The organism is Bacillus sp. FSL K6-1033 (genome assembly GCF_038630765.1).
Classification (GTDB): Bacteria; Bacillota; Bacilli; order Bacillales; family Bacillaceae; genus Bacillus; species Bacillus altitudinis.
In genome coordinates, this window is record NZ_CP152041.1 from 649,360 (window position 1) to 672,634 (window position 23,275).

General features: G+C 44.3%; 23 protein-coding genes. 18 read left to right on the plus strand and 5 right to left on the minus strand.

Features of this window, described 5'->3' with window-relative positions; all coding sequences use genetic code 11:
• Positions 1–8 precede the first annotated feature (8 nt).
• The 11 genes from purC (at position 9) to ablB (ending at position 11,000) form a co-directional block, all read left to right on the plus strand.
• Positions 9–731 carry a phosphoribosylaminoimidazolesuccinocarboxamide synthase gene (gene purC / locus MHH31_RS03250; RefSeq protein WP_007496901.1) on the plus strand — a complete coding sequence of 241 codons (723 nt, stop codon included), beginning with the start codon at positions 9–11 and terminating at the stop codon, positions 729–731.
• On the plus strand, positions 724–978 hold the full coding sequence (gene purS, locus MHH31_RS03255) for a phosphoribosylformylglycinamidine synthase subunit PurS (protein ID WP_008344293.1): 255 nt from the start codon (positions 724–726) through the stop codon (positions 976–978). The genes purC and purS overlap by 8 nt, the downstream gene beginning before the upstream one ends.
• Positions 975–1,658: a phosphoribosylformylglycinamidine synthase subunit PurQ gene (gene purQ, locus MHH31_RS03260; protein WP_008344292.1), complete on the plus strand. Its 684-nt coding sequence runs from the start codon at positions 975–977 to the stop codon at positions 1,656–1,658. Before purS ends, purQ begins: the two co-directional genes overlap by 4 nt.
• On the plus strand, positions 1,642–3,873 hold the full coding sequence (gene purL / locus MHH31_RS03265) for a phosphoribosylformylglycinamidine synthase subunit PurL (RefSeq protein WP_089374154.1): 2,232 nt from the start codon (positions 1,642–1,644) through the stop codon (positions 3,871–3,873). The genes purQ and purL overlap by 17 nt, the downstream gene beginning before the upstream one ends.
• Positions 3,849–5,279 (plus strand): amidophosphoribosyltransferase, encoded by a 1,431-nt coding sequence (gene purF / locus MHH31_RS03270; protein WP_039168587.1) that lies wholly within the window; start codon positions 3,849–3,851, stop codon positions 5,277–5,279. The genes purL and purF overlap by 25 nt, the downstream gene beginning before the upstream one ends.
• Before the next feature lie 96 nt (positions 5,280–5,375).
• Positions 5,376–6,416, plus strand: a complete 1,041-nt coding sequence (gene purM / locus MHH31_RS03275) for a phosphoribosylformylglycinamidine cyclo-ligase (protein WP_017366751.1) — start codon at positions 5,376–5,378, stop codon at positions 6,414–6,416.
• On the plus strand, positions 6,413–6,982 hold the full coding sequence (gene purN / locus MHH31_RS03280; protein WP_008344288.1) for a phosphoribosylglycinamide formyltransferase: 570 nt from the start codon (positions 6,413–6,415) through the stop codon (positions 6,980–6,982). Before purM ends, purN begins: the two co-directional genes overlap by 4 nt.
• A 15-nt stretch (positions 6,983–6,997) precedes the next feature.
• The gene (gene purH, locus MHH31_RS03285; RefSeq protein ID WP_342495279.1) at positions 6,998–8,536 is read left to right on the plus strand and encodes a bifunctional phosphoribosylaminoimidazolecarboxamide formyltransferase/IMP cyclohydrolase; all 1,539 of its coding nucleotides are present in this window, start codon (positions 6,998–7,000) and stop codon (positions 8,534–8,536) included.
• Between the two features lie 12 nt (positions 8,537–8,548).
• On the plus strand, positions 8,549–9,823 hold the full coding sequence (purD, locus tag MHH31_RS03290) for a phosphoribosylamine--glycine ligase (protein WP_024719399.1): 1,275 nt from the start codon (positions 8,549–8,551) through the stop codon (positions 9,821–9,823).
• A 121-nt stretch (positions 9,824–9,944) separates the two neighbouring features.
• On the plus strand, positions 9,945–10,139 hold the full coding sequence (locus MHH31_RS03295) for a hypothetical protein (protein ID WP_008344285.1): 195 nt from the start codon (positions 9,945–9,947) through the stop codon (positions 10,137–10,139).
• A 15-nt stretch (positions 10,140–10,154) separates the two neighbouring features.
• Positions 10,155–11,000: a putative beta-lysine N-acetyltransferase gene (gene ablB, locus MHH31_RS03300; RefSeq protein WP_326242151.1), complete on the plus strand. Its 846-nt coding sequence runs from the start codon at positions 10,155–10,157 to the stop codon at positions 10,998–11,000.
• Here ablB and MHH31_RS03305 read toward each other — a convergent pair.
• Positions 10,995–12,653, minus strand: a complete 1,659-nt coding sequence (locus MHH31_RS03305; RefSeq protein WP_178896570.1) for a PucR family transcriptional regulator — start codon at positions 12,651–12,653, stop codon at positions 10,995–10,997. The genes ablB and MHH31_RS03305 overlap by 6 nt on opposite strands.
• 191 nt (positions 12,654–12,844) lie before the next feature.
• Here MHH31_RS03305 and MHH31_RS03310 point away from each other — a divergent pair, with 191 nt between their 5' ends.
• The 4 genes from MHH31_RS03310 to MHH31_RS03325 are packed head-to-tail and all read left to right on the plus strand — an operon-like array spanning position 12,845 to position 16,829.
• A complete protein-coding gene (locus tag MHH31_RS03310; RefSeq protein ID WP_039168511.1) occupies positions 12,845–14,209 on the plus strand; it encodes an aspartate aminotransferase family protein in 1,365 nt (454 codons plus the stop codon).
• A gap of 12 nt (positions 14,210–14,221) precedes the next feature.
• Complete coding sequence (locus tag MHH31_RS03315; RefSeq protein ID WP_072367859.1) at positions 14,222–14,908, plus strand: CoA transferase subunit A; 687 nt, start codon at positions 14,222–14,224, stop codon at positions 14,906–14,908.
• Positions 14,884–15,549 carry a 3-oxoacid CoA-transferase subunit B gene (locus MHH31_RS03320; RefSeq protein WP_008344276.1) on the plus strand — a complete coding sequence of 222 codons (666 nt, stop codon included), beginning with the start codon at positions 14,884–14,886 and terminating at the stop codon, positions 15,547–15,549. The genes MHH31_RS03315 and MHH31_RS03320 overlap by 25 nt, the downstream gene beginning before the upstream one ends.
• Positions 15,550–15,563: 14 nt before the next feature.
• Positions 15,564–16,829 carry a peptidase gene (locus MHH31_RS03325; protein WP_282746696.1) on the plus strand — a complete coding sequence of 422 codons (1,266 nt, stop codon included), beginning with the start codon at positions 15,564–15,566 and terminating at the stop codon, positions 16,827–16,829.
• 227 nt (positions 16,830–17,056) lie between these two features.
• Here MHH31_RS03325 and MHH31_RS03330 read toward each other — a convergent pair whose 3' ends face one another.
• Entirely contained in the window at positions 17,057–17,278 is a 222-nt protein-coding gene (locus MHH31_RS03330; RefSeq protein ID WP_008344274.1) for a DUF2892 domain-containing protein, read from the minus strand.
• A 125-nt stretch (positions 17,279–17,403) separates the two neighbouring features.
• Between MHH31_RS03330 and MHH31_RS03335 the strand changes: the two genes are divergently transcribed.
• Positions 17,404–19,146, plus strand: a complete 1,743-nt coding sequence (locus MHH31_RS03335) for an adenine deaminase C-terminal domain-containing protein (protein ID WP_058336462.1) — start codon at positions 17,404–17,406, stop codon at positions 19,144–19,146.
• A 531-nt stretch (positions 19,147–19,677) separates the two neighbouring features.
• Positions 19,678–19,992 carry a YerC/YecD family TrpR-related protein gene (locus MHH31_RS03340; protein ID WP_007496879.1) on the plus strand — a complete coding sequence of 105 codons (315 nt, stop codon included), beginning with the start codon at positions 19,678–19,680 and terminating at the stop codon, positions 19,990–19,992.
• Between the two features lie 80 nt (positions 19,993–20,072).
• Here MHH31_RS03340 and MHH31_RS03345 read toward each other — a convergent pair whose 3' ends face one another.
• Together MHH31_RS03345 and MHH31_RS03350 are read right to left on the minus strand one after the other, a co-directional pair.
• A complete protein-coding gene (locus MHH31_RS03345) occupies positions 20,073–20,588 on the minus strand; it encodes a DUF3916 domain-containing protein (protein ID WP_058336463.1) in 516 nt (171 codons plus the stop codon).
• Positions 20,589–20,681: 93 nt separating this feature from the next.
• Entirely contained in the window at positions 20,682–22,262 is a 1,581-nt protein-coding gene (locus tag MHH31_RS03350; RefSeq protein WP_035391436.1) for an FMN-binding glutamate synthase family protein, read from the minus strand.
• Positions 22,263–22,401: 139 nt separating this feature from the next.
• Here MHH31_RS03350 and MHH31_RS03355 point away from each other — a divergent pair, with 139 nt between their 5' ends.
• Positions 22,402–22,632, plus strand: coding sequence for a hypothetical protein (locus MHH31_RS03355; protein WP_017366762.1), 231 nt, complete (start codon positions 22,402–22,404; stop codon positions 22,630–22,632).
• A gap of 1 nt (position 22,633) precedes the next feature.
• On the opposite strand, the gene MHH31_RS03360 is transcribed toward MHH31_RS03355, so the two are convergent.
• Positions 22,634–23,035: a DUF2283 domain-containing protein gene (locus MHH31_RS03360; RefSeq protein WP_253718713.1), complete on the minus strand. Its 402-nt coding sequence runs from the start codon at positions 23,033–23,035 to the stop codon at positions 22,634–22,636.
• Positions 23,036–23,275: the final 240 nt, after the last annotated feature.

Sequence of the window (23,275 nt, forward strand, 5' to 3'; positions counted from 1 at the left end):
CAATCTGAATGACTGTGAAACAAGAACTTCTCTACGAAGGCAAAGCGAAAAGAATCTATCAGACCGATGACGAGCATATTTTATATGTCGAATATAAAGACTCAGCTACAGCATTTAACGGTGAAAAGAAAGCGGAAATTGAAGGCAAAGGCAGACTGAATAACGAAATTTCTAGCTTGATTTTTCAAATGCTACATGAGAAAGGGATCAACAATCACTTTGTGAAACGCCTATCTGAAACAGAACAGCTCATTCAAAAGGTAGACATTGTACCGCTTGAAGTCGTTGTGCGAAACGTGGTGGCAGGCAGTATGTCAAAGCGTCTTGGAATTCCAGAGGGAACGAAACTGGACACACCTTTGATCGAGTTTTACTACAAAGATGATGCACTCGGCGATCCGCTCATTACAGAAGATCATATTCGCATTTTACATGCAGCGACACCTGAGCAGGTCGAGGAAATGAAACAAATCACAAGACAAGTGAATGAAGAATTAAAGCAAATCTTCTCAGATTGCCATGTGAATTTAATTGATTTCAAGCTTGAATTCGGAATAGATCACGAGAATCGTATTTTGCTAGCTGATGAGATTTCACCTGATACGTGCAGGCTTTGGGACAAAGACACAAACGAAAAGCTTGATAAAGACGTGTTCAGACGAAACCTGGGCGGCTTAACAAATGCATACGAAGAAATTTTCAAAAGACTTGGAGGCCATAAACATGTATAAAGTGAAAATTTTTGTCAGCTTAAAAGAGAGCGTTCTTGATCCACAAGGAAGTGCCGTGCAGCACGCTTTGCACAGCATGTCTTATCAGGAAGTAAAGGATGTCCGTATCGGGAAATATATGGAGCTAGTCATTGAGAAATCAGAACGTGACTTAGATACAGTGGTCAAAGAAATGTGTGAAAAATTGCTTGCCAATACGGTGATTGAAGATTACCGCTATGAGGTGGAGGAGGTTGTCGCACAGTGAAGTTTGCAGTGATCGTCTTGCCTGGCTCTAACTGTGATATCGATATGTACCATGCGATTCAAGATGAGTTAGGTGAACAAGTTGAATATGTATGGCACGACGAAACGAGTCTTGATGGTTTTGACGGTGTACTCGTACCAGGCGGTTTCTCTTATGGGGATTACTTAAGATGCGGTGCGATTGCTCGTTTTTCTAACATCATGCCAGCTGTGAAAAAAGCAGCTGCGGAAGGAAAACCTGTTCTTGGTGTTTGTAACGGGTTCCAAATTCTTCAGGAGCTTGGCATTTTGCCAGGTGCAATGAGACGGAATAAAGATCTAAAATTTATCTGTCGTCCAGTTGAACTCATTGTAGAGAACAACGAAACGCAATTTACAAGCGGTTATCAAAAAGGTGAATCGATTACGATTCCTGTAGCACACGGTGAAGGTAACTTCTACTGTGACGAAGACACGTTAGCGAAGCTGATTGAACGAGGCCAAATCGCTTTCACTTACGGTGACGATATTAACGGCAGTGTCAATCGAATTGCAGGTGTAACGAATGAACAGGGCAATGTACTCGGCATGATGCCGCACCCTGAGCGCGCGGTTGACTCATTACTAGGCAGCGCAGACGGACTTAAATTGTTTCAATCTATCGTGAAAAATTGGAGGGACACTCATGTCACTACTGCTTGAACCAAGTCACAAGCAAATTAAAGAAGAGAAATTGTATCAGCAAATGGGATTGAGTGATGAAGAATTCGCTTTAATCGAATCCATTATTGGCAGGCTGCCAAACTACACGGAAACGGGTATCTTTTCTGTCATGTGGTCAGAGCATTGCAGTTATAAAAACTCAAAGCCTGTTTTAAGCAAATTCCCGACAAAAGGAGAGCATGTTCTTCAAGGTCCTGGGGAAGGCGCTGGAATCGTTGATATTGGAGACAACCAAGCGGTTGTATTTAAAATCGAATCACATAACCATCCATCTGCGATTGAACCGTATCAAGGAGCGGCAACAGGTGTCGGCGGAATCATCCGTGATGTATTCTCCATGGGTGCTCGTCCAATTGCGGTATTAAACTCTCTTCGTTTTGGTGAACTGACTTCACCGCGCGTGAAGTACTTGTTTGAAGAAGTAGTGGCAGGGATTGCAGGCTATGGAAACTGTATCGGTATTCCAACAGTCGGCGGAGAAGTTCATTTTGATCAAAGCTATGAAGGCAACCCGCTCGTTAACGCGATGTGTGTAGGGTTAATCAACCATGAAGACATCAAGAAAGGGCAGGCAAAAGGTGTTGGCAATACGGTCATGTACGTTGGTGCTAAAACGGGACGTGACGGGATTCACGGTGCAACATTTGCGTCTGAAGAATTTTCTGATGAATCAGAAGAAAAACGTTCAGCGGTTCAAGTCGGCGATCCGTTCATGGAAAAGCTTTTGCTTGAAGCATGCCTTGAAGTCATCAAAAATGATGCGCTTGTGGGCATTCAAGATATGGGAGCGGCTGGCTTAACTAGCTCAAGTGCAGAGATGGCAAGTAAAGCTGGTTCAGGTATCGAAATGAACCTAGACCTGATCCCTCAGCGTGAAACAGGCATGTCAGCGTATGAAATGATGCTGTCTGAATCCCAAGAGAGAATGCTGTTGGTCATTGAAAAAGGCCGTGAGCAAGAAATCATTGATATTTTTGAAAAATACGATCTTGAAGCAGTCTCAGTCGGTCATGTGACAGACGATAAAATGCTTCGTTTACTCCATCAAGGAGAAGTAGTGTGTGAGCTTCCAGTTGATGCACTTGCAGAAGAAGCACCGGTTTATCACAAGCCGTCAAGTGAGCCTGCATACTATCGTGAGTTTTTAGAAACAAAAGTGGAAGCTCCAGCGATCACAGATGCAGCAGATACATTGAAGCAGCTGTTAAAACAGCCAACGATTGCGAGTAAAGAATGGGTTTACGATCAATACGACTATATGGTTCGTACAAACACTGTCGTTGCACCTGGCTCTGATGCGGGCGTGCTTAGAATCCGTGGGACGAAAAAAGCTCTTGCGATGACAACAGATTGTAACGCACGTTATCTCTACCTTGATCCAGAGGTTGGCGGGAAGATCGCAGTTGCAGAAGCTGCACGTAACATTGTCTGCTCAGGGGCTCGTCCGCTTGCAGTAACAGATAACTTGAACTTCGGTAACCCGGAGAAACCAGAAATCTTCTGGCAGATTGAAAAGTCTGCTGACGGCATTAGCGAAGCTTGCCGTACATTAAGCACACCGGTCATCGGCGGTAACGTCTCTTTATATAACGAGTCAAATGGAACAGCCATTTACCCAACGCCAGTTATTGGCATGGTTGGTTTGATTGAAGATACAGCTCATATTACGACTCAATCGTTCCAACAGGCAGGCGATGTGATTTTCGTCATTGGTGAAACGAAGGAAGAATTTGCAGGCAGTGAGCTTCAAAAAATGACAGAAGGCCGTATCTACGGAAAAGCACCAGAAATTAATTTGGATGTAGAACTGGCGCGTCAAGAAGCCCTATTAGCAGCGATTCAAAACGGACTTGTTCAGTCAGCACATGATGTGTCTGAAGGCGGTCTTGGTGTAGCACTAGCTGAAAGTACATTTGGAACAGATGGTCTTGGCGCTGATATCCAGATCGATCTAAACAGCGCTGCATCACTATTCAGTGAATCACAGTCACGTTTTGTCGTCACAGTGAAACCAGAAAATCGCGAAGCGTTTGCTGCGGCTGTGCAAGATGCAAAAGAAGTCGGAACGGTCACAAATGATGGTGTATTCACTGTCAAAAATCAAGAAGGACAACAATGGATTCATGCGGCAGTCAACGAGCTTGAACGCGCATGGAAAGGAGCGATCCCATGCTTGCTGAAATCAGAGGCTTAAACGAAGAATGTGGCGTCTTTGGGGTTTGGGGACACGAAGAAGCCCCACAAATCACATATTACGGATTGCATAGCCTTCAGCACCGAGGACAAGAAGGTGCGGGAATTATTGCAACAGACGGTGAAAACCTGACGTCACACAAAGGCCTTGGACTGATTACGGAAGTGTTCCAAAATGGTGAGCTTAAGGATTTAAAGGGAAAAGGTGCGATCGGACACGTTCGGTATGCGACAGCAGGCGGAGGCGGCTTTGAGAATGTGCAGCCCCTCTTCTTCCGCTCGCAAAACAATGGCAGTCTTGCCCTTGCTCATAATGGAAACTTGGTCAATGCAACGCAATTAAAACAGCAGCTAGAGAACCAAGGAAGTATTTTTCAAACGTCTTCTGATACCGAAGTGCTCGCTCACTTAATTAAGCGCAGCGGATATATGGATTTGAAGGATCAAATCAAAAATGCTCTGTCCATGCTAAAAGGGGCTTATGCTTTCTTAATCATGACGGAAACAGAAATGATCGTAGCGCTTGATCCGAACGGATTACGCCCACTTTCACTTGGTATGCTTGGGGATGCTTATGTTGTCGCTTCTGAAACATGTGCCTTTGATGTCGTCGGTGCTACCTATTTACGAGATGTAGAGCCTGGCGAAATGCTGATCATTAATGATGACGGCTTAAAATCTGAGCGTTTCTCGATGAACATTAACCGCAGCATGTGCAGCATGGAATACATTTATTTCTCAAGACCGGACAGCAATATCAATGGCATCAACGTGCATAGTGCGAGAAAGAATCTTGGCAAGAAGCTTGCAGAAGAAGCACATGTCGAAGCAGATGTCGTGACAGGTGTGCCAGACTCCAGTATTTCTGCAGCGATTGGCTATGCCGAAGCAACAGGTATTCCATATGAGCTAGGTTTAATTAAAAACCGTTATGTTGGCCGGACATTTATTCAGCCGTCTCAAGCATTGCGTGAGCAGGGCGTGCGCATGAAGCTGTCTGCTGTGCGCGGGGTGGTCGAAGGCAAACGTGTCGTCATGGTGGATGATTCCATCGTACGCGGAACCACAAGCCGCCGGATTGTGACGATGCTAAGAGAAGCGGGAGCGACGGAAGTGCATGTACGCATTAGTTCACCGCCAATCGCTCATCCGTGTTTTTATGGAATTGATACGTCTACACACGAAGAGCTGATTGCATCATCTCATTCAGTGGAAGAAATTAGACAGGAAATCGGTGCAGACACCATTGCATTTTTATCTGTAGACGGTTTAATGGACGGGATTGGCAGAAAGTATGATGATCCGCAGCGCGGTCAGTGTTTAGCATGCTTTACTGGAAAATACCCGACCGAAATTTATGAAGATACTGTCCTTCCTCATGTGAAGGAAACAGTCCTGACGAAATAATCGAATAATGGAGCAGCAGTCAACGTGATTTGATATGCTGCTCTTTCATTCTGCCGAAAATACATGAAAGACAAGCAGATAAAAGGAGTGAATGGGATGTCAGAAGCATATAAAAACGCCGGTGTCGACATCGAAGCAGGATACGAAGCCGTTAAACGAATGAAAACACACGTAGAACGTACAAAAAGAGCAGGTGTCATGGGGGCTCTAGGCGGATTTGGCGGTATGTTTGATTTATCTGAGCTGCCATACAAAAAGCCCGTTCTTGTCTCAGGAACAGATGGTGTTGGTACGAAATTAAAGCTAGCATTTTTAATGGATCAACACGATACGATCGGTGTAGATGCTGTCGCTATGTGTGTGAACGATGTGCTTGCACAAGGGGCAGAGCCGCTCTTTTTCTTAGATTACTTAGCAGTTGGAAAAGCAGATCCTTTGAAAATTGAATCCATCGTCAAAGGTGTAGCTGACGGATGCGAGCAGTCTGGTTCAGCGCTTGTCGGCGGAGAGACTGCAGAAATGCCGGGTCTTTACACAGAAGAAGAATATGATATTGCTGGATTTTCTGTAGGTGTCGTTGAAAAGGATGAAATCGTCACAGGAGAGAACATCAAGGAAGGTCATTTGCTGATTGGACTCAGCTCTAGCGGAATTCATAGCAATGGCTATTCTCTTGTACGAAAAGTATTGCTGGAAGACGCAGGTCTAGACCTTCACCAAACGTATGAACCTTTTACAAGACCGCTTGGAGAAGAGCTGCTGGAACCGACGAAGATTTATGTCAAGCCTGTTCTTAAACAAGTGAAGGCTGGCAAGGTTGACGGTATGGCACATGTGACAGGCGGTGGCTTTATTGAGAATTTACCACGTATGCTGCCTGAAGGGCTTGGTGTTGAGATTGATAATGGCTCATGGCCGGTCCCGCCTATTTTCTCCTTTATTCAAGAAAAAGGGCAATTAAAAGCAGAAGAGATGTTCAATGTATTTAATATGGGTATCGGCTTTGTCCTAGCCGTCAAAGAGGATGATCTCGTCGATGTGATCAGCGGACTTGAACAAGACGGAGAGAAAGCCTTCCTTATCGGACGAGTTCAAAAAGGAGAAGGCGTCACTTTCGGTGGTGGAAGCCTCTCATGAAAAAGTTTGCGATCTTCGCCTCTGGAAGCGGGACAAATTTTCAAGCCATTATTGATACGTTAAAAGAAGAACAGTGGCCGGCAAAAGCCGCCATTGTGATCTGTGATAAACCGGGTGCGAAGGTGCTGGAGCGGGCAGAGAAAGAGGGCATTCCGTCCTTTTCTTTTACGCCGAAGGCTTTCCCGAGTAAAGCCGCTTTTGAGCAAACCATCATTGAACAGCTGAAGCTGCATGAAGTGGAATGGATTTTCCTCGCTGGGTATATGCGACTGATCGGTCCGACATTACTTGACGCATTTAGAGGGAAAATCGTGAATATCCACCCTTCTTTACTGCCAGCATTTCCTGGACTCGATGCGATTGGACAAGCCTATCAAGCAGGAGTCAAAGTAGCTGGCATCACGGTTCATTATGTCGACGAAGGCATGGATACCGGCCCGATTATTGATCAAGCAGCCATTCATATTGAACAAGGGGAAGACCTTGAATCCATTGAAAAAAGAATGCATGAATTAGAACATACACTATATCCAAAAGTGATCAAATCACTTTTAGAATTATCTTAATGAGGTGACAAAGGCATGACGATCAAACGCGCATTAATCAGTGTTTCCGATAAAACAAATCTTGTACCTTTTGTGAAAGAACTAACAGAACTTGGAGTTGAAGTGATTTCAACTGGTGGTACACACAAACTTCTTCAAGAGAACGGCATTGATGTCATTGGTATTTCTGAAGTGACTGGCTTCCCAGAAATCATGGACGGACGACTCAAAACGCTTCATCCGAACATTCACGGTGGACTGTTAGCAGTGAGAGAAAACGATGAGCATATGGCACAGATCGAAAAGCACGGCATTCAGCCAATTGATCTTGTCGTTGTGAATCTATATCCATTCAAAGAGACCATTTCCAAAGACGATGTCACGTATGAAGAAGCGATTGAAAACATTGATATTGGCGGACCGGGTATGCTTCGTGCTGCTTCTAAAAACCATCAGGACGTCACTGTGATTGTAGACCCGCGTGATTATGATTCTGTCGTTCAACAAATCAAAGAAGGCGGCGTCTCACTAGAGAAAAAACGTGAGCTTGCAGCAAAAGTATTCCGTCATACAGCTGCTTACGATGCCCTGATTGCGGATTACTTAACGAACTTTGTTGGCGAAACAGAGCCAGAACAGTTCACAGTCACATTTGAGAAAAAGCAATCTCTTCGTTATGGAGAAAACCCGCACCAAGCGGCGACGTTCTATGAAAATGCGCTTCCAAGCAAAGGCTCTTTAGCTACTGCAACGCAATTACATGGAAAAGAACTTTCCTACAACAACATCAAAGATGCAGATGCTGCTCTTCAAATTGTACGTGAATTTACGGAGCCAGCGGCTGTGGCTGTAAAGCATATGAACCCATGTGGTGTTGGGACAGGGGAAACGATTGCAGAAGCATTTGATCGTGCATTTAAAGCAGATGAAACATCTATTTTCGGCGGCATTGTGGCGCTTAATCGTGAAGTAGACAAACAAACGGCTGAGGTGCTCCATACGATTTTCTTAGAAATCGTCATCGCACCATCGTTCAGCCAAGAAGCACTTGACGTGTTAACAGCGAAAAAGAACCTTCGTCTACTAACATTAGATATAGAAGCAGATCTTGGGAAAAAAGAAAAGCAGCTCACAAGTGTTCATGGTGGATTGCTCGTTCAGGATATCGACACATACGGCTTAGAGGAAGCAACGATCTCTATTCCAACGAAAAGAGAACCGACTGAAGACGAATGGAAAGACTTAAAGCTCGCTTGGAAAGTCGTCAAGCATGTGAAATCAAATGCCATCGTTCTAGCGAAGGATCAAATGACAGCAGGTATTGGTGCTGGTCAAATGAACCGTGTTGGCTCGGCTAACATTGCGATTGAGCAAGCAGGTGAAAAGGCAAAAGGCAGTGCACTAGGTTCTGATGCATTTTTCCCAATGGGCGATACAGTGGAAGCTGCTGCAAAGGCAGGCGTCACAGCGATCATCCAGCCAGGTGGTTCCATTCGTGATGAAGAATCAATCCAAAAAGCAGATGAATACGGCATCGCCATGGTCTTCACTGGCGTTAGACATTTCAAACATTAAGGGGATGACAGTGTGAACGTATTAATTATCGGCAGAGGCGGAAGAGAGCATACCATCGCATGGAAAGTGAATCAAAGCGAACTTGTCAGCCAAGTATTTGTCGCACCCGGCAATGATGGAATGACAGACGCTGCGAAGCTTGTCCCGATCGACGAGGGAGATCATGAGGCGTTAATTCGTTTTGCAAAAGACAATAACATCGGTTTAACAATTGTCGGTCCAGAGGTTCCTTTAATTGCAGGTGTCGTCGATGCATTTGAAGAAGCAGGACTCAAGGTATTTGGACCGAATGCAAAAGCCGCAGTCATTGAAGGCTCAAAAGAGTTTGCAAAAGACTTAATGAAAAATTATGAGATCCCGACAGCCGCTTACGCCACTTTTACATCGTTTGAAGAAGCGAAGGCATATGTGGAAGAAAAGGGTGCCCCAATTGTCATTAAAGCAGATGGGCTTGCCGCAGGAAAAGGCGTGACAGTGGCAATGACGCTTGAAGAGGCAATCAACTGCCTGCATGACTTTTTAGAGGATGAAAAGTTTGGCGATGCGAGTGCATCGGTTGTCATTGAAGAATTTTTAACGGGTGAAGAGTTTTCTCTGATGGCCTTTGTCAATGGAGAAAAGGTGTATCCGATGGTGATCGCACAGGATCATAAACGGGCATTTGAAGATGACAAAGGACCAAACACCGGCGGGATGGGCGCTTATTCACCGGTTCCACAAATTTCTGATGAAGTCGTACAAAAAGCGGTGGAAGACGTCGTCAAACCAGCAGCTCGCGCGATGGTGCAGGAAGAGCGTTCGTTTACAGGCATTTTATATGCAGGCTTAATGCTGACACCAGAAGGCTCAAAAGTCATTGAGTTCAATGCACGCTTTGGCGACCCTGAAACGCAAGTAGTGCTCCCTCGTCTTGAATCAGATCTAGTCCAAGTATTCCTAGACATTCTAGATGGAAAAGATGTAGACTTGCAGTGGAAAGACACAGCCGCTGTCAGTGTCGTTCTTGCATCAGAAGGATACCCGGAAGACTATGCAAAAGGCACGCCAATCGGTGCTTTGCAAACAACGGTCTCTGATGTCGTCACCTTCCACGCAGGAACAAAAAAGGAAAACGATCAATTCGTCACAAATGGCGGCCGTGTAGCAAATGTGACCGCATTTGACGACACATTTGAAGCGGCAAGATCAAGAGTGTATGAAGCGGTTGAAGAAATCATTCAGCCAGGTTTATTTTATCGCCGTGACATTGGCGCCCGTGCGCTGAAGGCTGCGGGGAAAAACGTTTAATCAAAACACCTTTCTATCTGACGAGATGGAAAGGTGTTTTTTTCTTCTTCTGTTCATAGGAGGGATGCGGGCAGATGATGAAGAAGTAGTATGGGATCACGAATAGATTTAGGGAGGCAACATGGAAATCAAAGCATTTATCATCTTTGCAAACGTCATGCTTGTTTTATATCTCATAACTATAAATAACATCATGGTGACTGCCATTAAGCAGAATAAATTGAAAAAAGGCTTTGCCATTAGTTATATGATCCTATCCATTTTTTCTGGCATTGCTATTTCTTCATTTTTAATTTGGAAGTTTTTCATTAGCTAAGAGGGGAATGAGTGTATGGTGCAATTGAAGAAACTTGCAAACGAGCGTTTTTCTGCTTTGATCTGTATGGATTCATTCAATGAGCGAATTCGTTTGGATGACTATAGCGGCAGGGTGCAGGATGTGATTCAGTCCGTGCTTCAGGAAGCGGCGGACTGCAAGGCGTCTAAGGTTATTGTAAAAGTAAGGCGCGAGCATATGCCTCTTTTTTTAGCAAAAGGCTTTCGGCTTGAAGGCGTGTTTTCTCATTATTTCCTCGGAAGTGATGCGTACGGCATGTCGCTCTTTCTGACCGAAGATCGAATGAACAGCCCATTTTGGCTGAAGGAAGATGAAATCGTTGCGTCTATTCAAGAAAAGCCGATGAAAAAAGACCAAGGCGTGTGGCAGGATGAGTATGTGATGAGGAAAGCCGGTCCAGAGGATGTGCACAAGCTGGCAGCACTCTATGATACGGTCTTTGAAACGTACCCCACGCCAATGAACGAGCCAGATTACATCCGAAAGGTAATGGAGGAAGGGACGGTTTTTTATGCCGTTGAACATGACGGTCAACTTGTAAGTGCCGCATCCGCTGAAATCAATGTGCCATATGGTCATGCAGAATTAACAGATTGTGCAACCCTTCCCACATACAGAAAACTAGGATTCATGCATCATTTGATTCTAGCCCTCGAACAAGAGCTTCAATCCATGCACATTTATGTCTTTTATTCTCTTGCCCGTGCACTGTCCTATGGAATGAATCAAGTATTTTATCAGCTCGGGTATACATACACCGGACGCTTTCAAAACAACTGCTATATTTTTGACAAAATTGAAGATATGAATCTATGGGTCAAAACGCCAAATGAATCATGAAATGGTTCTCATCTGATCAAGCAGACCAGATAGGCGGTACGCCATGATACTCAGCTGCAGCTTCATCCGATCATCAGTGGATTTGAGGCTGCAGCCTGTTCTCGTTTCAATTTGTTTCAACCGGTAGCTTAACGTATGCCGGTGAATAAACAATTCCCCCGCTGACTTTTGAATATTTTCATTGTGTGCCAAATACACTTCGAGTGTATGAATGAGGTCAGCTCCTTGTTTTTTTGTATAAAGCAGCGGGCTTAACAGCTCCACATAAAAGTCATGCAAATTCATTCCGGCTTCGTTCATTTCAAGCAGCATCCCATATAGACCGAGCTTCTGATAATGAATGATGCTGTCATCTGTTTTCAAAAGAGGAAGAAGCCTTGCTGCATACTGGGCTTCTTTTGCACTTTTAGCAAAGAGACTGATCTGGTCGTAGGCTCTTCCAATGCCAATCACAATGGGATGGACGGGGAAAAAATAAGACCAAGTACTGCGGCATTCTTCTGATGCACGATACCAATTTGTTTCTTGATACGTGTTTTTTCCTGCGGGTGTCAGAACGAAAATGGAATCAAGCCTTGCCTTTAATAAAAAAGGAATTTGTCTGCGTTCAAAAATGGATGTGAGCAATTGGGATAGGCGCTGCACCATTTGATGATCGAGCTGTGTGTGCTGATGCTGAAATTGAAAGTAGATGACGACTTGTTCCTCACTCATATCATATTGCAGCTTTCTTGCTTGTTCGATGACATAACTTTCTTCTGTGTATTGCTGTTGCAGCATATCATCCAATAAATGCCCCTGCATTTGGTTTTCTGTATCTTGAATGGCTTTTTGTTTCAACCATTCAATCGCATACACCGCACCGGCATGCTCAATGGCGATGGCATCGAGATGGTGCCACGTCTCTTTTTTCTTTAACGCCACAATGAACCCGAAAATATCCCCCATTGCAATCACAGGGCATGCAGCTAGAACAAACGCACCATATGTGTCATAGACGAGCCGGCCTTTTTCCTCTGCCTGCTTGAGCAGAGAAGAGGTTTCAATCGGTTCGTCATCTGTTAGAAAGCCAAAAGCAGGAGAATAGGTCACTTCGTCTGTTTCGAGATGAGCTGCTGTTTGGTGCAAAAACACATCCAGTACGACGATATTTGCCGCTGTGAGATGTGCCAGTTCATCTGTAATTTGCGTGACATTTTTATTGCTCACATTTAAATGGGTCAGTCTTTGATGAATCGCGGAAGAATATTTGAGCTGATGGAGCTGACTGCTGACGATTTGTTCTAGAACGGCTTTTGTGATGTCTGAAAAATTGACATGGGGCGGAATCTCGATGAGCGGAATACCGCTATTTTCGGCGGCTTCAATGAGTGATGCGGGAATTTCCGTTAAGTACACGCCTTTATAAATGGCAATGGCTGAAAGACGATGAGATTGAATCAATTGTTCAAGCCGGATGCGTCTTTCTTTATTTTCTGTCAGCCCAAATCCAGTTGTAACAAGTAATTCTCCTTCGGAAAGTCTAGACGTGTCCTCAATAATTTCCACAATGGTTACCCACTGGATAAGACGATCCAGTCCATTTTCTCCAGCAAGCAGTTTGGTTTCTTTCATCATATCGAGCGAGAGTGCATCTTTGACGAGAATCGCCATAGACTCATGACCTCCTTTTGAACACTCTTATACACCATGTATAAAAAACACATGTGAAATTCGGGCATATGGCGAATGGAGGATGACTGCCCTCTTGATTAAGCTAATCTTATACCAAGTATACAAAATTTTCTTGCGATTCATGTAAAAAGAAAAGTGCAGCTGCTGACAAGAGAGGGAGGAATGACAAAGTGGAGACCCGGGATTACTTAATCAAACCGATGTTAAATCAGCAATATCCTGTGGCTGTGAGAGGAGAGGGGATTTATTTATATGATCGGGACGGGAAAAAATATATAGATGGCTCATCAGGGGCAGTCACGGCAAGTATTGGACATGGCATACAAGACATTATTGATGCGATGACGGAGCAAGCGAAAAAGGTGAGCTTTACGTACAGATCACAATTTACGAATGAACCAGCGGAAGAACTAGCGTATGAATTGAGTACACTTTGCCCAGGTGATCTGAACTGGTCTTTTTTTGTAGGGAGCGGTTCAGAGGCAACGGAGACTGCTATGAAAATGGCGATTCAGCATTGGCAGGAGCAGGGGAAGACGGAAAAAAATCATATCATCTCAAGATGGATGAGTTACCACGGTATTACATTAGGGGCGCTGTCAATGTCAGGACATATTGCAAGGAGAGAGCGCTTTGAACCACTGCTTGAAAAGCACCCAGTGCTGTCACCGCCCTATAGCTACCGGTCATGGCTGCCAAAGGAAGACAGCAAGCAGGTCGAGTGGTATGTCCAGGAATTTAAGACCGTCATCCAGCGTATAGGAAAAGAGAGGATCGCCGCATTGATTGCTGAACCGATTGTTGGCGCAGCGGGAGCGGCGCTCCTGCCACCAGACGGTTATTTCGAAGCAATGAAGCGAGTCTGTGAAGAAAACGACATTTTATTGATCGCAGATGAAGTCATGACGGGCTTTGGACGAACTGGAAAAATGTTTGCGATGGAACATTGGGGCACGGTACCAGATATCATGGTTCTCGGAAAGGGCATGAGCGCAGGTTATTCTCCAATCGCAGCAGTTGTCTCAACGGATCGTGTGATGGCACCGATTATCAGCGGTTCCGGCTCTGTCATGGCAGGGCACACATATAGTGCCAATCCGCTTTCAGCAGCCGTTTCATTAGCGGTCATTCGATATATGAAAAAGCATCAGCTTCCCGAACGGGCTGAACTTTCCGGGCGATACATGATGAATGCTTTAAAAGATCTGCAAGTAGCCCATTCCATCATAGGGGATGTAAGAGGGAAGGGATTGCTTATTGGCATTGAATTTGTCGCAGATCGTTTATCCAAAACGCCATTTCCTGCACATGCTCAGATAACCAATCTCGTCGTTGAAACGGCAAAACAAAATGGACTGCTGGTGTATCCAGCAAGCGCTGGAGAGAATGGAGTCGGAGGCGCAGCGGTTATGATCGCACCGCCGCTTTCCATCACACAGCAGGAAATGGATGAACTGATTGATAAATTCGGCCAGACCATCACACAAGTCGAACAAGAAGTAATCAATCGAGGGTTTTTCCCATCTGCTATGTAAGGAGGAACGAACATGAACAAAACTGTGGGTTTGGATGAAGTGATGACGCGATTAAAAGATGGCATGACCATCATGTTTGGCGGATTTGGCGGCGTGGGTTCACCACCATCGTTGATTGATGCCATTTTGCAAGCAAATATTCAAGATCTGACATTGATCGGAAATGATGCAGGTTTCCCGCAAATTGGTGTGGGCCGGCTCATCACAGAAGGAAGAGTGAAAAAAATCATCGCCTCTCATATCGGCTCAAATCCCATTGCCGGACAGAAAATGCAAGCTGGTACATTAGACGTTCATTTTTATCCGCAGGGCATTCTTGCAGAAAAAATCAGAGCAGGCGGAATGGGGCTGGCGGGCATTGTGACAGATGTTGGGATGGATAGCCTGAATCTCGATGAGAAACAATTGGTTGAGCTGAATGGGAAGAATTATATGTTAGAGCCTGCGCTCACAGCGGATATTGCCATCGTCAATGCCTACAAAGCAGATGAAGTGGGAAACTTGATTTTTGATAAAAGCGCACGGAATACAAACCCGATTGTGGCGATGGCGGGAGACTGGACCATTGCGGAGGCAGAAGAAATTGTGGCAGCGGGGCAGCTCGATCCAGAAGAAATCGTGACGCCAGGCGTATTTGTGAATCAAATCGTGCAATCAAAAGGAGTGAACTGGACATGGGCATGGGAGACATCGATTTAAGACACCGTATTGCCAAAAGAGCAGCACAGGAAATTGAAGATGGCATGATTGTGAATCTTGGGATCGGCATTCCGACCCTAGCAGCAGATTACATTCCATCACATTACGAGGTGTGGCTGCATGCAGAAAACGGCATTATGGGGGCAGGAGCCTCGCCTCTGCAAGGGGAAGAAGATCCGAATTTGTGCAATGCCGGTGGTTTTCCCATTACGTTGACAAAGGGCGGCTCGTACATGGACAGTACGACTGCTTTTGGCATCATCCGAAAAGGCATGCTGGATATGACGATTTTGGGTGCACTTGAAGTAAGCAGCCAAGGGGATCTTGCCAATTGGATTGTACCGGGGAAAAGAGTACCGGGTATGGGCGGAGCGATTGAGCTGGCGCAAAAAGCGAAAAAAGTGGTGGTGGTGATGAGCCATCTTGATAAACACGGTCGATCTAAAGTGAAATCGGCTTGTACATTGCCGTTAACCGCTAAAGCGTGTGTCGATTTGATTATTACGGATATGGCGGTCATTGAGGTCAAGTCTCAGCTGCTCATTTTACGTGAAGTCATGCCGCCATTTCAGCCGGAAGATGTCATAAGGGCGACTGAAGCGCCATTAATTTTAGCGCCTGATGTCAAATCTGTTGTGTAGAAAGGATGAACGACTTGCAGCCAATGACACGTATTAGAAACTGGATGAAAGAGCATCAGGATGAAGCCATTACGCTTCTTCAGCAAATGGTGCAATGTGACAGCACCCAAGGAAATGAAGAAGACGTGCAGCAGATCGTGGCCAATAAACTGTCCGCCATTGGCTTTGATGTAGACGTTTGGGAAATTGGCGGCGATGAATTACTAGAGCATCCTTATTTTTATTCCCCGCGCCGATCTTTTCATGGGAGTCCCAACGTTGCTGGACGATTGAAAGGAAAAGGTGGCGGCAAATCGATTTTATTAAACGGGCACGTAGATGTGGTTCCGGCAGGAGATACAAATCAATGGACATATCCACCTTACAGCGGGCATATCATAAACGGGAGACTTTATGGACGCGGGGCAACAGATATGAAAGGTGGAAACGTTTCTTTACTCTTTGCGCTTGAGGCACTGCATGCGCTTCAGATTCCCCTGAAAGGAGATGTGGTGTTTCATAGTGTCGTCGAAGAGGAAAGCGGCGGAGCAGGCACACTTGCAGCGATATTGAAAGGGTACACAGCGGATGCTGCCATCATTCCAGAGCCAAGTCATATGAACATTTTTCCGCTTCAGCAAGGATCAAAGTGGTTCAGGCTGCATATTAAAGGAAGGGCAGCTCATGGCGGAACAAGGTATCACGGTGTTTCTGCTATTGAAAAGAGCACGGTGGTCCTTTCTCATATAGCGGCACTAGAAAAAGAAAGAAATCAGCGAGTGACGGAGCCGCTGTTTCAGCATATCCCGATTCCAATTCCAATCAACATTGGGAAAATTCAAGGCGGTGATTGGCCGTCCTCTGTCGCAGATCTTGTCACAATGGAAGGCAGGCTTGGTGTGATGCCAGGTGAGACAGTTGAGCAGGCAGAGAAGGAATTAGAAAATTGGATGACTGGACTCGCTGAAAAGGATGATTGGTTTCAAGAACATCCTGTGGAGGTGGAGTGGTTTGGTGCTAGGTGGCTTCCAGGGTCAATCGACTCTGATCACCCGCTTTTAGGTCTATTGAAGGAACAATATGAAGAGGTCATGCAGCACCCGCCAAAAGTGGAAGCCGCCCCTTGGGGGACAGACGGCGGATTACTGTCACAAGCAGCGGATATCCCAATCATTGTGTTTGGACCTGGAACGACAGAGCTTGCCCATTTCCCGAATGAATCCATTGAGATCAAACATGTGATTGAAGCAGCAGAAATCATTGCTGGTACGTTGGTCAAATGGTGCGAAGCAGCGGAATGATTCACACACAAAAAAAGAAGGCTGTCTACTCAGCCTTCTCCAGCGTGCAGATAAACCCTCGCATTCGTTGTCAGGTCTGTGCGCCGGTGCTCACGAATGTAACATTCGCTCCGCTCCGGTGCTCGCCCTTCCTAGGCTTCAAAGGTTTTCATGTCACGCTGAAAGGAAGACAACGGGCTATAATAAAAATCATTTTAGCCCTTTGTCAACAATCTGATGAAGGCTGTCTACTCAGCCTTCTCTTTATGTGTATTCTGCTGTTCACACATATAGGTCACTGGACAAAAACGAAGAATACCAGAGCCCAATTTTAATCCGCCGAGCATGATGCCAAAAAGCAGCATTTTACTCCATGGTTTTCGAGCATATAAGGATCCAGCTACAGTACATATCGTCATTCCGCAGGCAATTCTCATGAGCGCTTCCATTAAGCCAAGATTAGGTTTCATTGCAAGTGATTCTCCTTTTTTAAATTATTTTAAGTGTGATTTCAAGAAATTGTAACGTTTCATTAATGCGTAACGTGGTTCGTTATGTTACGATAGGGCTAATACAAATGAAGGAGAGTATGTGAATGTCCGAACGTACTTTTAATTGGAGAAACAATGACATCCGCACACAAATCGATGTAGTCGACTCAAAAATAGTTCCAACACTCCTTTTAACGAATGGACTCGTGCTAAACCCGTTTTTGAAGCAATGGGTGAAGGCAAATATTTGGATACATGATGATCGAATTGTTTATGTCGGAGCAGAGCTTCCTCAAAATAAATCAGCTAAACGTGTGATTGATTGTGAAGGTAAATACATTGTGCCGGGGTATATTGAACCTCACGCGCATCCGTTCCATATTTATAATCCCCAATCACTTGCAGAATATGTGTCTCAATTTGGCACAACAACGATGGTCAGCGATAACTTATTTCTTCTTTTGCAAAGCAACGAAAAGAAAGCGCTTTCCACTCTGTGTGAATTAAAAAAGCAGCCATTTCAGTACTTCTGGTGGTCCAGATACGATCTTCAAACCGAGGTCAGGTATGAAGATGAGATGCTTCCTATTAACTATCGGAAAGAATGGATTGATCATCCCGACGTCCTTCAAGGCGGCGAATTAACGAGCTGGCCAAGATTAATGGACGGTGATGATCTCATTTTATATTGCATGCAAGAAACGAAGAAGCAGAGAAAACGAATTGAAGGGCATTTCCCTGGGGCTTCTGAGAAAACGCTAACAAAAATGAAGCTGTTTGGAGCGGACAGTGATCATGAAGCAATGAATGCAGACGATGTGCTCAAACGCTTGTCTCTAGGTTATCATGTGTCCTTGCGTCATTCTTCCATCCGCCCAGATTTAGTGAACATTTTAAGGGAATTGCATGAGCGTGACTTTAGGCACTACGATCACTTTTTCTATACAACAGATGGATCAGCGCCTCACTTTTATGAAGAAGGCATGATCAATCGTCTCATTTCCATTGCCCTTGAAGAAGGCGTGCCTACTATTGATGCGTACAATATGGCGACTTTTAACATTGCGAAATACTATCAAATTGATGACTTATTAGGCGTGGTCGGTCCTGGCCGATTGGCTTCTTTGAATATTTTAGATGATCCGATGAATCCAAATCCAGAAACGGTGATTTCTAAAGGGGTAATCCTGAAATTAGAGGGGGAGAACCAGCATCAATTCCAAGAGACAAAATGGGAAAATGGTGGGCTTGAACCATTAGATTTAAGCTATGACCTGACAATGAGTGACTTGCAATTCTCAATGCCTCTTGGTGTCAAAATGCGCAATGCTGTCATCATGGAGCCTTATACAGTGGAGATTGATAACTCTGTCAATCAGCTGTCCTGTGACCATGATCAAAGCTTCTTCAGCCTGATTGATCGAAAAGGCGAGTGGCGCGTGAACACAATGTTAAAAGGATTTGCAAACAAGGTGCAAGGGTTTGTCAGCTCATTTTCAACCACTGGTGACATTTTAGTGATTGGGAAAAATAAAGATGATATGATGCTCGCTCATAAGCGAATGAAAGAAATTGGCGGTGGAATTGTGCTCACAGAAAACGGAAAGATTTTGCATGAAATCCCGCTGCAATTATCAGGCTGTGCATCAGCTGAACCGTTTGAAACGGTTCTTCAGCAGGAGCAAACGTTACGCAAGCTACTCATTGAGCGAGGGTATCCATTTGACTGCCCGATTGATACACTTGTCTTTTTCCAAAGCACACACTTGCCGTATATTCGAGTGACACCAAGAGGAATATTTGATGTCATGAAAAAAACTGTACTCTTTCCGTCTATAATGCGTTAAAATATAACAGAGTGGAGCTGTATCATATTTGCTGGATTTCTGACCGCTGTTATAGGGCAGGAGTGAGCAAAAGATCTCTTCGCTGCTAGATATGGTGACAAAGCATAGGGCTTTGACATGACGAATGAAGTGCCCAATTGTAAAATGAATCTGTCGGTTACGCTGGCCGACCAACATATTTTGAATAATTAAGCAAGGCGGGGCGCAGGTTTATCGTCTCGCCAAGCTTGCTACACATACTGTTTTTTAGGGAAAGACTTAACAGAGCAGAAGTGTTCTAGATATCGGAGGCAAACAAGTTTGTCAGATTGTCGCACAAGGAATATGACAAAACTTGTCGAATTTGTTTACGATAAAGAAGCTTCGGCTTACGAAAGAACCTGATGGCATTTTCAGCGTAGAACCAAACCTGTCATGATTCGTTCAAAGCTCATTGCTGAGGTTGAAAAAAATGAGTCAGGAAAGATACCGCTTTCTCGGAAAAGTCAGTGCGGAGCGGTGTGCCAATAGTAAAGGAGAAGATGTATAAAGATGCAAATTGATAAATTAAGGGGCAAAAGCTTAGATCAGCTATTCAACTCCATCTTATCCCTTAAAGACCTGGAAGAATGTTATCGATTTTTTGATGATTTGTGCACCATCAATGAAATCCAATCTTTATCACAGCGTCTTGAAGTAGCGCGTATGCTTCGCGAGGGAAATACGTATCATAAAATTGAGACGGAAACAGGTGCAAGTACAGCCACTATCTCACGTGTCAAACGCTGCTTGAACTACGGAAATGATGCCTATACGATGGCACTTGACCGTGTAGCAGAGCAACAAGCAACGGACGAAACAAAATAAAGCAGCTTTCACTGCAAACATTCTTTATGATTTGTCGTTTTGAAGTTGAACAAGTAAGAGCCATTTCATTTGAAATGGCTCTATTTGATGTCATCAAGTTCTCCCATAAACCATCGTTCACCTTCATAGGACACTTCATCGTCATCAGTGATCACTTCCTTAAAACCGATGGTTCGCATATTTTGCGCAACAGATAAATCCCATTCTTTTTGAATATTTCTCTGATCAGAAAGGGGAAGCCATGTCTGATACTCATCTTGTCTGTTGAAGAAATCTTTCACATAAGAATCCCCTTTAAACACAATGATTTGTGAATGCCATAATTCAGGCAGATCGACTGCGACCACGACACGATATATGTCCCCGTCGTTTGGTTTCAAATCAATGAGATGCTCAGCTCTATTCAATAGAGTTTGAATGCATAGACGTTTGATCTTTTTCGGTGTTCTGTTGGAAGTCATAAAATCATAAGCCGCTGGTAGAGGCAGGTGCCAGTAGTCAGAAACATTCTCCGGAAACGACTGCGTATTTGCGTTCATTTCTTTTATGATCTGTTGAGTCTTTCGTTTCATACCGCGGACCTTTTTTTCACGCATACTCTTTCTCCTTATCAAAGATCTATTAAGTTCTTTATACGTGATTGAGCAAGAATGTCAACGAAAAAAGGTGCGGAAACGCACCTTTTTAAGCTAGACAGACTGCTCTGTGCCTGAGAACATAGGGACTTCACTTGTCTGGCCGTTTTCTTGTCTAAAAATAATATGTTTTTCGTTAAAATGAATAGGTGATTCGATTCCAGCTGCTGCGCATAAATTAAACAAACCTTCTCTAAGAGAAAGGATATAATTACAGACTCGGTATTTCTTTTCTTCAATGGATAAACCTTTTTGCAGCTTTGGATCAGTTGTGGCGACCCCGACTGGGCATTTATTCGTGTGGCATACTTGTGCGCGAATGCATCCGACTGAAAACATGAGTCCCCGTGCGATATTGACAAAGTCAGCACCCATGGAAAGGGCAATCGCAATTTTATCAGGTGAGAGAAGTTTGCCAGAAGCAAAGAGTTTTACCTGATCTCTGACACCGTATTCCTTCAATATTTGATGAACCATTGGGAGTGCCGTGAAAATCGGCAGCCCTGCGGAATCTGCCAATTCATGAAAGGATGCACCAGTGCCGCCTTCTCCGCCATCTACTGTAATGAAATCAGGATGCTTTCCGCTTTTTTTCATGTACGCTGCAAGTTCCTCAATGTTTTCTTTATGTCCGACCACAAGCTTGATGCCGACTGGCTTTCCGCCTATACTTCGCAACTGTTCAATGAAATCAAACATATCAGGAATGGAATGGAACATCTCAAATCGATTTGGACTGTCAATGGATTGGTGGGGCGGCAATTTACGGATGCTTGCAATTTCTTCGGTGACCTTTTCACCGTCAATATGTCCGCCGCGTGTTTTAGCTCCTTGAGCCAGCTTCAGCTCAAAGGCTTTGACTTCCTCGTGCTCGCTTTTTTTCTTAAACTCTTCAAAGGAAAAAGCGCCATCCTCTGTTCTCACGCCAAATAGACCAGGCCCAATCTGGCATATAATATCGGCTCCGCCTTTGAGGTGATAGGGAGAAAGCCCGCCTTCACCTGTGTTCATCCACGTACCGCCAGCCATCTTTAATCCTGAGGATAATGCTGTAATGGCCCTGTCGCCTAAAGATCCGTAGCTCATGGCTGACTGACCAATCAGGCCTTTTACACGGAAAGGCTTTTGACATGTGTGCTCGCCTATCACTTGTACATCGTCTTGATGGAGATAGTAAGGTTTTGCTTCGATCTCTTTGGTATGTTCACTTCTTCTCAGTAAATTGTCTTGATCGATCTGATACACTTTTGTTTGGATTTTTTCAGATTGATCGATGCGTAACTCATCTCGCTGCTTTGGAAATAGGACGTTGCGAATATAGTAACCAGGCTTGTCAAAATCACGTTTTGATCCAAAGCCCATTGTCCGGCTTTTGTACTTCCCAGACATGACAGCTTGCTCGTATTCTCTTCTTGAGAAAGGAAGCTCCTCTCGATCATTTAGAAACAGATATTGACGAAGCTCAGGTCCTATTTTTTCAAAAATAAACCGTAGCTTTCCAATGACCGGATAATTTCGTAGGACAGAATGCTCTTCCTGTTTTTCATCTCGCATCCAAATCCAGATGAATAAAATGATTGGTATGATGAAAAAAATCACTAATAATGCGCCAATGACAATGAAAGTTGTTGTCACGTAAATCCCCTCTTTTCTCTATCATTACTGTTGTTATTCCACTTTTCATTGAAAGAGAAACCACTTCAACAGATTGTGACGTTTAGAAATGAAAAGGCGGGGTAACTTACAAATAAGATCATAAGGGGAGGGAACATACATGAATAAGCGTCCGAATGCGTATGTACTTGCAGGATTAGGGGTTGGTGGTGCAGTGTTATTAGCAGTGAAAAATAAACAGCATCTCAAAAAATGGGCAAGCATGTTCCGCTCAGATGAAAAGGTTCCTGAAAAAGCTGGTCACCCTGATCCGTTAGATATTCAAGACAACAAGATGGTCGATGAAGGGGCCATGACATCTGTTCATTATTTTAATGAAGTGAGACAATAGTTTAGAAAAACCGTTTTGACCATTCAAAACGGTTTTTTCTTGTCTTTTTTTTGATGTGATATCGAAGAGGATCGACAATCGTAAAACCGATCAACCCTTCGTGATCAGGCGTCGAGAAAAGAAATTCAATGCCCGATAAATGATAGGTTGAGAGAACTTCCTGATCCGTAAAACGTAACGAAAGCTCGTCCTCATAAACGGGTGTGTGCTTCAACACCTTGGCTTCTTCTGCAAATAACTCCAGCCCAGCCACTCGGCCCTCTTTGTCGATGTCTACGTTCACACATTCATTCACGTCTAATTCAATGGTTTCTTTGATTGTCCCGATTCGAGGCGGGATGAGATAGATGTATCCGATGTCGATCGTTTGATCATATGTGATGATTCTTTTCAAATCATTCACCTGCTTGGTCGATAGTAAAATGTTCCTTTCATGTATAATATCATGTGATGAGATGAAGTAGCTCTCATTTCAGTTCAGCACGCATCTATTGATCTCCTTCAGCTCCTCTTGAAGTGGAGCTTTTCATATAGTCTCCATTCACCTCGCCTAAAGTGAAAATCGACTATTTTCAAAAGAATGAAACTTTTAGCTGAAGGAGGTTACCCATTTTTTGCGGTGTCTGATTTTGTTATAATATTT